The organism is Arthrobacter sp. NPDC080086 (assembly GCF_040702285.1).
The window spans coordinates 18,201-30,099 of record NZ_JBFBKP010000052.1; the positions used below are offsets into that span (position 1 = coordinate 18,201).

The 11,899-nt window shown below is 68.5% G+C and carries 10 protein-coding genes; 2 read left to right on the forward strand and 8 right to left on the reverse strand.

The window, feature by feature from the left end:
- Positions 1 to 285: 285 nt before the first annotated feature.
- Positions 286 to 1,695 carry an MFS transporter gene (locus AB0305_RS16180; RefSeq protein ID WP_364136945.1) on the forward strand — a complete coding sequence of 470 codons (1,410 nt, stop codon included), beginning with the start codon at positions 286 to 288 and terminating at the stop codon, positions 1,693 to 1,695.
- Positions 1,696 to 1,826: 131 nt separating this feature from the next.
- Here AB0305_RS16180 and AB0305_RS16185 read toward each other — a convergent pair whose 3' ends face one another.
- The 3 genes from AB0305_RS16185 to AB0305_RS16195 form a co-directional block, all read right to left on the reverse strand.
- Positions 1,827 to 2,558, reverse strand: a complete 732-nt coding sequence (locus tag AB0305_RS16185) for a glutamine amidotransferase (protein WP_364136947.1) — start codon at positions 2,556 to 2,558, stop codon at positions 1,827 to 1,829.
- 33 nt (positions 2,559 to 2,591) lie between these two features.
- Positions 2,592 to 4,424, reverse strand: a complete 1,833-nt coding sequence (locus AB0305_RS16190) for a biotin carboxylase N-terminal domain-containing protein (protein WP_364137313.1) — start codon at positions 4,422 to 4,424, stop codon at positions 2,592 to 2,594.
- A gap of 133 nt (positions 4,425 to 4,557) precedes the next feature.
- A complete protein-coding gene (locus AB0305_RS16195) occupies positions 4,558 to 5,235 on the reverse strand; it encodes a nucleoside triphosphate pyrophosphatase (RefSeq protein WP_364136949.1) in 678 nt (225 codons plus the stop codon).
- Between the two features lie 245 nt (positions 5,236 to 5,480).
- Here AB0305_RS16195 and AB0305_RS16200 point away from each other — a divergent pair, with 245 nt between their 5' ends.
- On the forward strand, positions 5,481 to 6,938 hold the full coding sequence (locus AB0305_RS16200; RefSeq protein ID WP_364136951.1) for a DUF222 domain-containing protein: 1,458 nt from the start codon (positions 5,481 to 5,483) through the stop codon (positions 6,936 to 6,938).
- Between the two features lie 53 nt (positions 6,939 to 6,991).
- Here the strand turns inward: AB0305_RS16200 and AB0305_RS16205 are convergent, their stop codons facing one another.
- From AB0305_RS16205 to AB0305_RS16225, 5 genes are all read right to left on the reverse strand, one after another.
- Complete coding sequence (locus AB0305_RS16205) at positions 6,992 to 7,297, reverse strand: transcriptional regulator (protein WP_364136953.1); 306 nt, start codon at positions 7,295 to 7,297, stop codon at positions 6,992 to 6,994.
- The gene (locus AB0305_RS16210; protein ID WP_364136955.1) at positions 7,290 to 7,760 is read right to left on the reverse strand and encodes a hypothetical protein; all 471 of its coding nucleotides are present in this window, start codon (positions 7,758 to 7,760) and stop codon (positions 7,290 to 7,292) included. Before AB0305_RS16210 ends, AB0305_RS16205 begins: the two co-directional genes overlap by 8 nt.
- A 245-nt stretch (positions 7,761 to 8,005) precedes the next feature.
- Positions 8,006 to 10,546, reverse strand: a complete 2,541-nt coding sequence (locus AB0305_RS16215) for an MMPL family transporter (protein WP_364136957.1) — start codon at positions 10,544 to 10,546, stop codon at positions 8,006 to 8,008.
- 1 nt (position 10,547) lies between these two features.
- The gene (locus tag AB0305_RS16220; RefSeq protein WP_364136959.1) at positions 10,548 to 11,249 is read right to left on the reverse strand and encodes a TetR/AcrR family transcriptional regulator; all 702 of its coding nucleotides are present in this window, start codon (positions 11,247 to 11,249) and stop codon (positions 10,548 to 10,550) included.
- Between the two features lie 38 nt (positions 11,250 to 11,287).
- Positions 11,288 to 11,662 carry a YbjQ family protein gene (locus AB0305_RS16225; protein WP_364136960.1) on the reverse strand — a complete coding sequence of 125 codons (375 nt, stop codon included), beginning with the start codon at positions 11,660 to 11,662 and terminating at the stop codon, positions 11,288 to 11,290.
- Positions 11,663 to 11,899: the final 237 nt, after the last annotated feature.

Below are 11,899 nucleotides of genomic sequence, written 5' to 3' on the forward strand. Positions count from 1 at the left end.
GGGGACCTCCTTGGGGATGTTCCCTCAAAGCTAGGGAGGCCGCATTTCCGGGACGCTCGCCGAATGTAAACGTGCTGTGACGTTTGCCTATCCGGGGCTCAGTCAGGGCGTGAGACCCCGGCGGCATCGCGGTCCAGTCAACCCCTGATCCGGGCGACACGCAGATGTCCAAATAGTGAAATAAATGTCCAACTCGTGGACAGTGCCGCGTAATATGGCAGATATATTCCACTCCTTTGCCGGACGGCCCCCACGGGCCACCGGTCTTGATGAAAGCGTTCTCACATGTCACCCACCGCCATGTCGACGGAGCATGGATCCGCCAAGCAGGTGAACTCGCGCGGCCGCGTGATCGTTGCCAGCCTGATCGGCACCACCGTCGAGTTCTACGACTTCTACGTCTACGCCACGGCCGCCGTCCTGGTCTTCCCGAAGCTCTTCTTCCCGGGCCAGAACGAGACCACCCAGCTCCTGAGCTCCTTCGCCGTCTTCGGCGTCGCGTTCGTCGCCCGTCCGCTCGGCTCGATCGTCTTCGGCCACTTCGGTGACAAATTCGGCCGCAAGGGCACCCTCGTGGCCTCGCTGCTCACCATGGGCATCGCCACCTTCCTGATTGGCTGCCTCCCCACCGCCCTGGTTCCGGGCTGGGAATTCTGGGCGCCGGCACTGCTGGTGGTCATGCGCTTCGCCCAGGGCCTGGCCCTCGGCGGCGAATGGAGCGGCGCCGCGCTGCTCGCGACGGAGAACGCCCCGGCCAACAAGCGCGCGATCTACGGAACGTTCCCGCAGCTGGGCGCGCCGATCGGCTTCATCATCGCCAACGTGCTCTTCCTGGTCTTCAGCTACACCCTGAGCCCGCAGGCCTTCAGCGACTGGGGCTGGCGCGTGCCGTTCCTGGTCAGCGCCGTCATGGTCATCATCGGCCTGTACGTCCGGCTGAAGCTGATCGAAACGCCCGCCTTCACCAAGGTGCTGGAGAGCAACGAGGTCGCCAAGCTGCCGTTGGGCCGGGTCTTCAAGACCAGCTGGCGCCCGCTGATCCTGGGCACCTTCATCATGCTCGCCACCTACGTGCTCTTCTACCTGATGACCACGTTCACGCTGACCTACGGCACCAAGCCGACCCTGGCCGGCGCGCAGGCCGCCGCGGAGAAGGCCGGCAAGCCGATGAGCGAGGCCGCCGCGGCCGCGTTCGTCCCGGGCCTGGGCTACTCCCGCAACGACTTCCTCTGGATGCTGATCGCCGGCGTCGTGTTCTTCGGCATCTTCACCCTGGTCTCCGGCCCGCTGGCCGAGAAGTACGGACGCCGCAAGATGCTGCTCGCCGTCACCACCGGCATCTTCGTCTTCGGCCTGCTCTTCGTGCCGCTGTTCAGCGCCGGGTTCGCCGGTGCCATGGGCCTGCTGATCATCGGCTTCTCCCTGATGGGCCTGACCTTCGGACCGATGGGTGCGCTGCTGCCGGAGCTCTTCCCGACCAACGTCCGGTACACCGGCTCCGCCATCAGCTACAACGTCTCCTCCATCCTGGGTGCGGCCGTGGCTCCGTTCATCGCCGTCTGGCTGTGGGAGTCCGCCAAGGGCAGCCCCGTCCTGGTGGGCATCTACCTCTCGGTCATGGCCGTGCTGACGCTGATCGCGCTGTTCATCAGCCGCGAGACCCGCGATCTGGACTACGAGAACAACGTGGCCTGACGCTCCTCCCCGGTTACTGCGGCAAATGCCCGGCGTGTACACCCGACACGCCGGGCATTTCCGTGTCCGGGGAGGGTGCGGTGGGCGGTAACCGGGGAGGAGCGTACGACGGCGGCGGCCTCCTGGGCGGGCTAGCGCGCGTACCGCTCCACGAAGTTGCGCAGGATGGCCATCGGCTCGGTCACGTTGTGGCTTCGGGCCTGGGCCATGAGTTCCTCGGCGGATTCCGGCGGGAAGTAGCCGGCGTGCCGGTAAATATCGATCCGGGTGGTGAGGCCGTCGGCGTCGAGCTCCGGATGGAACTGGGTGGCATAGAGGTTGGACCGGATCCGGAACATCTGCACCGGGCAGGTCTCGGAGCTGGCCAGCAGCACCGCGCCGCCGGGCAGCACGGTGCAGGCCTCCTTGTGCCCGACGAACGCGGTGAATGATTCCGGCAGTCCGCGCAGCAGCGGGTCCTGCCGGCCCGCGTCGGTCTGGCTGACGGTCACTCCGCCCAGCCCCTCGCCGTAGGTCCGGTCGATGACGGCGCCCTGGTGCAGGCCCAGGGTACCGACGCCGTAGCAGGCGCCCAGGAACGGGAAATCCTCGGCCACGATCCGGTCCAGCAGGGCGAACAGGTCCTTTTCCACCCGGTGCTGGACGTCGGTTTTGTCCTCCGCGGGGTCGCTGGAGGTGAACGGGCTGCCGCCGACAATCACGCCCGAGTACCGCTCAAGGTCCAGAGTTGGCAGGGGCGCGGCCTCCATCCGGATCCGATGCAGCCCGGACTCGGCCAGCCCTGTGTAGCGCAGGTAGGCGAGATATTCGTCGTCGGCGGCGGCGTCCTCCGCGCGGGAGGCGAGCAGCAGGAAGGGCTTCACAGACCTAAGTCTGCACCGCCGCCGACGCGGCCGCTATTCGGCGCTCTCGCCATCCTCGATCATGGCGATCACGGCACCGGCGGAGACAGTCTCTCCGGCGGAGGCGGACAGGCCGATGACGATGCCGGCGCGGTGCGCGGTCAGCGGCTGCTCCATCTTCATGGCTTCCAGCACCACCACAAGATCGCCCTCGGCGACGCGCTCACCCTCGGCGACGGCCACCTTGACGATGGTGCCCTGCATGGGGGAGGTCAGGGCGTTGCCGCCGGCTGCCGCCGTGGGACCGGCGGCGCTGCGGGAGCGCTTCTTGGCCTTGGCGGGCTTGCCGCCGCCGCTGACGGTTCCGAGCGATGCCGGCAGCACAACTTCCATCCGTTTGCCGCCGACCTCGACGACGACGCGCTGGCGTTCGCCGGCGTCAGCCGCCTCAGCGGTAGCGCCGCCCGGGGTCCAGGCGGGGATGTCGTTGACGAACGCGGTCTCGATCCAGCGGGTGTGGACCTTGAACGGGCCCTCCGCCGGGGCGAAGTCGGGGTTGCTGACGACGGCCAGGTCGAACGGGATGACGGTGGGTATTCCCTCGACCACCATCTCCTCGAGGGCGCGGCGGGAGCGCTGCAGGGCCTGCTCGCGGGTGGCGCCGGTGATGACCAGCTTGGAGAGCATGGAGTCGAAGTTGCCGCTGATGACGTCGCCCTGCTCTACGCCGGAGTCGATGCGGACGCCGGGGCCGGTGGGGTTTTTCAGCGCGGTGATGGTGCCGGGGGCGGGCATGAAGTTTCGGCCCGGGTCCTCGCCGGTGATGCGGAATTCGATCGAGTGGCCGCGGACCTCGGGATCGCCGTAGCCGAGCTCCTCGCCGCGGGCCAGCCGGAACTGTTCGCGGACCAGGTCGATGCCGGTGACTTCCTCGGAGACGCAGTGCTCCACCTGAAGGCGGGTGTTGACCTCGAGGAAGGAGATGGTGCCATCCTGGCCGACCAGGAATTCGCAGGTGCCCGCGCCGAGGTAGCCGGCCTCTTTAAGGATGGCTTTGGAGGATTCGTAGAGGCGCTGGTTCTGCTCGTCGGTGAGGAACGGTGCGGGGGCCTCTTCGACCAGTTTCTGGTTGCGCCGCTGCAGTGAGCAGTCACGGGTGGAGACGACGACGACGTTGCCGTGCGCGTCGGCCAGGCACTGGGTTTCGACGTGGCGGGGAGCGTCGAGGAAGCGTTCGATGAAGCATTCGCCGCGGCCGAAGGCTGCGGTGGCCTCGCGGACGGCGGATTCGAACAGTTCGGGGATTTCCTCGCGGGTGCGGGCGACCTTGATGCCGCGGCCGCCGCCGCCGAAGGCCGCCTTGATGGCGACCGGGAGGCCGAACTTGTCGACGAATTCGAGGATTTCCTCGGCGGAGCTGACGGGGTCGGCGGTGCCGGGAACCTGGGGCGCACCGACCTTTTCGGCGATGTGCCGGGCCTGGACCTTGTCACCGAGGGCGGAGATGGCCTCGGGGGAGGGGCCGATCCAGGTGATGCCGGCGGCGATGACCTTTGCGGCGAACTCGGCGTTCTCGGCCAGGAAGCCGTAGCCGGGGTGGACGGCGTCGGCGCCGGAGCGCAGGGCCACCTCGATCAGCTTGTCCATGACCAGGTAGGACTCGGCCGCAGTGTTGCCGCCGAGCGCGTAGGCCTCGTCGGCGAGCTTGACGTGCAGCGCGTCGCGGTCCGGATCGGCGTAGACGGCCACCGAGGCCAGGCCTTCGTCACGGGCGGCGCGGATGATGCGCACCGCGATCTCGCCGCGGTTGGCGATCAGCACCTTGCTCAGGCGACGGGTGCCCGGCAGGGTTGAGGCGGGCGCGGACTGGACGGACTGCTCCGAAATAGCTGACAAGGCGTCTCCTTCTTTCCTTCACGGAGCCTAGCGCGGTTTTGTGGGTTCCGCCGAGATTCCTTGCGGATCCCGCGCGTAAACCGCTATTCCTTTGTGGGGTTCCTACAAGGCCATGCGAATTGCCTCACTCGGCGCGGACCTCCGCGGGATTCGCGGCGCCGCCAGTCCACAGCTGTGTGACGTTGACTCCCGCCTGGGCCAGGAGGCCGCGGAGGGTGGAGATGGAGAGCCCGACGACGGTGTGCGGGTCGCCGTCGACCTTGCGGATGAACGCCCCGCCGTAGCCGTCGATGGTGAACGATCCGGCGCAGAGGAGCGGCTCCTCGGTGGCAATGTAGGTGTCGATCTCCGCCTCACTCATCTCCATGAAGTGCACCTCGGCCGAGGCGACGGAGCCGAGCGTCGCACCGGAACCGGTGCCGCCGTCGTCGTCCGCTTCGTCCGTGTCCCGGCAGTCGACCAGCCAGTGGCCGGTGTGCAGGATGCCCATACTGCCGCTCATCCGGAGCATGCGTTCCTTGGCGACCTCGGGGGTGTAGGGCTTGCCGTGGGCTTCGCCGTCGAATTCGAAGACGGAATCGCAGCCGATCACCAGGGCGCCCTCCGCCTCGGGCAGCGACGCGACCGCCTCGGCCTTGGCGCGGGCCAGGAGGAGGGCGGTGTCGTGCGGGTCGGTTACGCCGTAGCGGGCCTGGACGGCGTCCTCATCGACGTCCGAGACGAGAACGGTGTGCGCGATGCCGGCGTTGCTGAGCAGCTTGGTGCGGGCGGGGGACTGGGAGGCGAGGATCAGACGGGTCACGGAACCAGCGTAGTTCCTCGGGCTGACAGTGTGGCGGGTTCGGTGGGTATCCGGTGGGGTGCGGGCTTGGTCGGGGCGGCCGCCGCGCATCAAAGCGCAGCGGACGACGACGGTGCGTGGCCGAGGACGGCTTCCGGCCGCGTGGCCGCATGACCGTCGTCAGGTCTCAGCCACTGCGGCGGGGGTTCGACGTTATGGCGGGGGGCGGCCTTATATTGTCAGACCCCTCCAATTGAATTGGTTTTATGGAAGGCAGTCGGAAGCTTTTCGAGGAGTCAGTCGGCGCGGTCCCCCCGGTGGTGGGGGACGCGGCGGCGATCGTTGATGAGCTCCGGGTGCTGGAGGACCGGAAGTCGGCGATCGCGGCCCGGCAGGCGAGGTTGGCAATGGCGTTGGATCTGGTCCGGCGGCGGGAACAGGCCGCTCTTGGCTTGCCCGCGGACCAGCTCGGTGCCGGGGTGGGGGCGGCGGTTGCGTTGGCGCGGCGGGAATCCCCGGCCAAAGGCTCACGGCTGCTGGGTCTGGCCCGGGCGTTGGTGACGGAGATGCCGCGCACCCTGGCCGCCCTCGACACCGGGCGCCTGAACGAATGGCGCGCCACCCTGCTGGTCCGCGAAACCGCCTTCCTCGACTCTGCTGACCGTGCCGCGGTGGATGAGGAACTCGCCGCCGACACCGGGACCTTCGACGGCGTCGGCGACCGTGCCATCATCTCCGCCGCCAAGGCCGCCGCCTACCGGCACGACCCGAGATCCGTCACCCAACGGGCAGCCCACGCCGAAACCGAACGCAGTGTCAGTCTCCGACCGGCCCCGGACACCATGTGCTACCTCACCGCTCTGCTCCCCGTCGCCGCCGGAGTCGCCGCCTACGCGGCCCTGACCCGGCACGCCGACACCGCCCGCGCCACCGGAGACCCACGATCCCGCGCCCAGCTGATGGCGGACACCCTGGTCGAACGCATCACCGGCACACCGGGCGGGATCACCGGCATCGAGGTTCAGCTCGTTATGACCGACCGGACCCTCCTCGCCGGAGACAGTGAACCCGCCAGGCTTGCCGGCTACGGCATTGTGCCGGCCGGATGGGCCAGGAAACTCGTGGCATCGGGAGGGAAGAGAGCCGGTGTAAGTGAACCGTCTCAACCGAAGGGGACGCACAGGAACGCCGCCGGCACCGCTCCCAACGGCAAGGGGTTCGAGGTCTGGATCCGGCGGCTCTACACCGCGCCCGGCACCGGCGAACTCGTCGGCATGGACTCCCGGGCCCGGCTCTTCCCCACCGGGCTGCGCCGGTTCATCGTAATCCGCGACGACACCTGCCGCACCTCCTATTGCGACGCGCCCATCCGGCACCTGGACCACGTCGTTCCCTGGTACCGCGGCGGAGAGACCACGGCAGCCAACGGCGCCGGACTTTGCGAGGCCTGCAACCACACCAAAGAAACCCCCGGCTGGACCGCCCGATCGGCAGACAGAGCCCGGACCGATGGCAGACCGTCAGAGGGTCGCCACGCCTTTGAACTGATGACGCCCACCGGCCACACTTACTCGTCGATTGCCCCGGTGCTTCCCGGTACTGCCGCGAGGGCGCGAACCGCGGCAGCGGAGGTTCCGATGCGGTCGGGCAGGGGTGAGAGCCCCGGGCGAAGGAAGGAGCTCAAGAGATACCGCGGAGCCGACGCCGTTCCACGGGCAGGGTAGAAGGGATGTTCGGGCGGGGCGCCGCGGGGTGGGTCCTCGTCACCCTGCGGACCTCAGCCCGAGGTACCCGCGATGTCCTGAAGGGCCCGGACATGAGCCCCGAACGCTTTCCGGCCGACCGGGGTGAGTCCCACCCAGGTAAGCCGGCGGGCGTCGCTGCGGGCGGCCGAGGCCGACTTGGTGGTGCTGGCGTACCCGGCGTCGGTGAGGGCTTTCAGATGCTTGGACAGGGTCGCGTCGGAGACTCCCAGGGTGTCCCGCAGAATCGCGAAATCCATCGTGTCGACCGGGCGCAGGAGTCCGCAGATCCGAAGCCGCACCGGGGCGTGGATGAGCTCGTCGAAGCGTGCCTCAGCCACGGCGGAGGTGCTCCAGTGCGGAACGGAAGGCAGCCCCGGACAGCCACATGACGGCCCCGAACGCAGAGAGGCTGGTCAGAGCCACGGCCCAGGCAGCGCCAAGGGAAACCAGGGCCAAGGACACCGAGAACAACGCGAGGCATGCCACCAGGATGACTGCGAGCAACACGGTGGCCCGCGGACCCAGGGTGCGGAACCGGATGCCCGTCTCGCGGCGGATGAGATGAACGATGATGAGGACGGCTACAAGGCCCAGCCAGCCGGACGTCGGCGGCTGGTAGCCCGCGCCCGGAGTTGTCGCGGCCGCGGCGGAGACCCACCAGGCTGCGCAGGCTCCGAGAGCGGCCATAAGCGTGGTGGGAACCCGGACGCTATCAGCGAGGACATTCCGGTCGGAGCCCAGTTCGGCAAGGAGCGCGTTGGCGTCCTCAGGGGACGGAAGCGGGCGTGAATGATTTTCCATGATGGAAAGAGTAATAAATAACTTTCTCAGACGGCAAGTTAATTGTTGCCGCAGGCCCGTGCCGTGCAGACGAGGAGATGGTCATCAGGCAGGGAAGACTTCCCGGAATGACGACCGCCGCCCGCCGATCACGCGGATCGACGGGCGGCGTTCGTTGGTCGGCATCCGAGCGGCGGCATTCGCTGGGCGGCGACAGCCGCGGTGCGCAGGCGCCGTCGGGGAGCGGGACCCGCTCGGGGACCTCGTTACCGCACGGCGACCCCGGCGGGCTCGGACTCGGCGGCCTCACCGTCGGCGTCGGCCTTGCGCAGCTTGGCACCTTCGACGTCGACGTCCGGGAGAATCCGGTCCAGCCAGCGCGGCAGCCACCACGCCTTGCTGCCCAGCAGGTACATGACCGCCGGGACGATCGTCATGCGCACCACGAACGCGTCCACCAGCACGCCGAACGCCATTGCGAAGCCCAGCGGCCGGACCATGTTCAGGTGCGAGAAGATGAAGCCGGAGAACACACTCACCATGATGATCGCGGCGGCGGTCACCACGGCGGCCGCGTGGCTGAAGCCGGACCGGACCGCGTGCTTGGCGGTCTCGCCGTGCATGTAGGCCTCACGCATGCCGGAGGTAATGAACACCTGGTAATCCATCGCCAGGCCGAACAGCACGCCGATCAGGATGATGGGCAGGAAGCTCAGCACCGCGCCCGGATTCTCCACACCGAACACGGACCCCAGCCAGCCCCACTGGTACACGGCCACCACGGCGCCGAACGCCGCCGCGAGCGAGAGCAGGAAGCCGCCGGTGGCCAGCAGCGGAACCACCACGGAGCGGAACACCAGCAGCAGCAGGATCAGCGAGAGCCCCACCACGATCGCCAGGTACGGCGGCAGCGCGTCGCCCAGCTTGGTGGAGACGTCCACGTTGCCCGCGGTCTGGCCGGTCAGGCCGATAGACACCCCGGTCTGGTCCTTGATCTGGCCCTTCTCGGCCCGCAGATCGGCCACCACCTGGACGGTGCTGGCGCTGGCCGGACCCTCCTTCGGCAGCACCTGGAACACGGCGGTCCGGCGGTCCTCACTGAGGGCCAACGGCACGGCGGCGGCCACGTTCTCGGTCTTCCGCAGGATGTCGGCGACGTCGAACTGCTTGGCCTGCGCGGCGGCCGCGTCCAGGCCCTCGGGGAGGTCGCCCACCACGATGATCGGCCCGGTCATGCCTTCGCCGAAGCTGCGCTTGGTGACGTCGTAGGCCTTGAACGCGGTGGAGGCCACCGGTTCAGAGCTGGCGTCCGGCAGGGCGAGCCGCAGCTGGCTGGCCGGCAGCGCCACGACGCCCAGCAGGATCACGCCGGCCAGGAGCGCCAGCCACGGGTGCTTGGTGACGACGCCGCCCCAGCCGTGGCTGCCGCGGTACTCGTCCCGCTCCCGGTCCTCCGAGTCGTGGCCGGGGTCGGCGTTGTGCCGTTCGGCCTTGGCCCAGGCCCGCTTCGAGATCAGCTTCCGGCCCACCAGCGAGAGGATGGCCGGCGTCAGCGTCAGGGCGACGACGACGGCGACAGCCACCGTGGCGGCGGCGGAGAGGCCCATCACGGCCAGGAACGGCAGCCCGGGCACCACCAGGGCGGCCAGGGCGATGATGACGGTCAGCCCGGCGAACATCACTGCGTTGCCGGAGGTGCCGGTGGCGAGTGCCACGGACTCCTCCGTGTCCATGCCGGAGAGCAGCTGGCCGCGGTGCCGGTTGACGATGAAGAGCGAGTAGTCGATGCCGACGGCGAGCCCCAGCATCAGGGCCAGCATCGGCGAGATGGAGCTCATGTCCACGGCGCCGCTGAGCGCGAAAGTCCCGCCGACGCCGACGGCCACACCCACGATTGCCATCAGCAGCGGCAGTCCGGCGGCCACCAGGGTGCCGAGCATGACGATCAGGACCAGAGTGGCGACGGCGATGCCGATGACCTCCGCGGCGCCGAAGAGTTCCGAGATGTCCTCGCTGATTTCCTTACTGGGCAGGGCGGTGACATTGGCGGCGGAGACCTCGTTGACGATGTCCTGGACCTGCTGGCGGACCTCCGGCTTCAGGCCGTTGATCGAGGTCTTGAACTGCACCTGGGCGATCGCGGCCTTGCCGTCCTCGGAGACAAACCGGAGACCCTTGGAGGCCTCCAGCTGGCGCTTGCCGAGCGCGAGCTTGGCGTCGCCGGCGGCGAGGTCCTTGGTGCCGGCGTCGAGCTTCGCCTGCCCGGCTGCGAGGGCCGCCTTCTGCTGGCCGAGCTGGGCTTCGATGGCGGCATCCGGCAGGCCGGCGGCCTTCAGCTGGGCCTCGGCGGTGTCCAGCTTGGCCTTGCCGGCGGCCAACTCCGCTGCCGACGCGTCCAACTGGGCCTTGCCGGCGGCTGCCTGCTGCTCGCCGGCGGCCAGGTCGGTGCCTGCCTTGTCCAGCTGCGCCTGGGTGGTGAAAGGGTCCACGGTTCCCTGCACGTCGGGAATGGTTTTGAGCTTGGCCAGGGCGGCGGACACCGCGTCCCTGCCTGCCTGGCTGAACTGCGCGTCGTTGGCCTCGAAGACCACCGTGGCGGAGCCGCCGGAGGACGACGGCAGGTCCTTCTTGAGCTTGTCCGCCATCTGCTGGGTCTCGGTGCCCGGGATCTGGAAGTTGTTGCTGAGGGTGCCGTGGAAGGCGGCGGCGGCCCCGCCGACGGCCACCATGACGGCGAGCCACAGCGAAATGACCAGCCAGCGGTGGCGGTAGGAGAACTTGCCGAGGCGGTACAGCAGGAGTGCCATGTCAGAGCCGATCTGGGGAAGGGGTGGCGGTGGAAGCGGCGGCCGGGGCGGCCGCCGGGGAAGCGAATCCGGAGCCCAGCAGGCTCATGGAGTCAATAAGGAGCTGGCGGAGGGTGGACAGCGAGGCGGGGGAGAGGTCGCCGTGGCAGCGGTCGAACCAGAGGTCCATGGCGGCCTTCCCGCAGGCGATGACCGAGCTGGCCAGCGCCCGCAGATAGAGCTCGTCGAGCGCCCCGGCCGGGCCGGTGAAGCGGGACCGGGCGGCGTCGATGATCTCGGCGGTGCAGTGGTCCCAGGCCTCCAGTTCCGAGCGGTTCAGCTGCGGGTTGGAGAGGCCGAGCGTGTACAGCTCTGCCAGCGGGGCGATGGTCATGGGATCAGCGAGGGCCATCAGCGAGGCCTTGGCTGCCTCCAGGATGGGTTCGCTGACCGGTCGCAGCCGGAACTGCTGCAGCGCGGTGTCCAGGAAGCCGTGCGTGACCGAGGCGATGACAGCGTCGGTGCTGCCGAAGTAGTTGAAGAAGGTGCGGCGGGAGATTCCGGCCGCGTCGGCGATTTCCTCGACCGTGAAGTTGCCCGGGCCGCTGGCGCGCAGCAAGCCGAGGGCGGCGTCAATGATGGCCTGACGGGTGGCGGCCTTGTTCAGTTCACGCCGGGAGGGTGTGGCCGCGGGAGCGCCGGGACCGGTCGCGGATGGGGGCATGGAATTACACTAAGTGCATCTTTGCACTCCGGGCAACTTTATGACGGCGTCGTCAGCTGGATCGACTGTCCGGTGGCGCCCGGCTCGCCGCTGGTCAGCGGAATCGCGTAGACCGCCGTGCCGTAGGCGCAGATTTCGGACCAGTTGTTGGCCATGTGGGCGGTGTCGAAGCGCATCGCCACGATCGCATTGGCGCCGCGCTGGGCCGCCTCAGCCACCATTCGGGCCATGACCTCCTGCCGGCTCTCGTAGAGCACATCGGTCAATTCGCGCAGTTCTCCGCCCGCCAGCGAACGGAAGCCCGCCACCACCTGGGCGCCGACGTCGCGCGAGCGGACGGTAAGGCCCATGACCTCCCCGAAGACGGCGTCGATGCGGTGGCCGGGGATGTCGTTGGTGGTGACGATCAGCATGCCCTGAGCCTAACCAGTCATCAGCATTCACAGGAAGCTAAAAGGTTCCCAACAGCCCAAGCAGAAAAGGGCAGTACACACTGGAAGAGCGGCCGGTCCGTCGGCCACCATGGTTTCCGGGCCGCCGCACACCGTAAGACTGACACCGCCGTCGCTGACGGCAGACCAGGAGACATCGCATGTCACGTACCAAGAGAATCACGCTCGGCGTCTCGGCCAGGGCGGTGGCCGAGACGC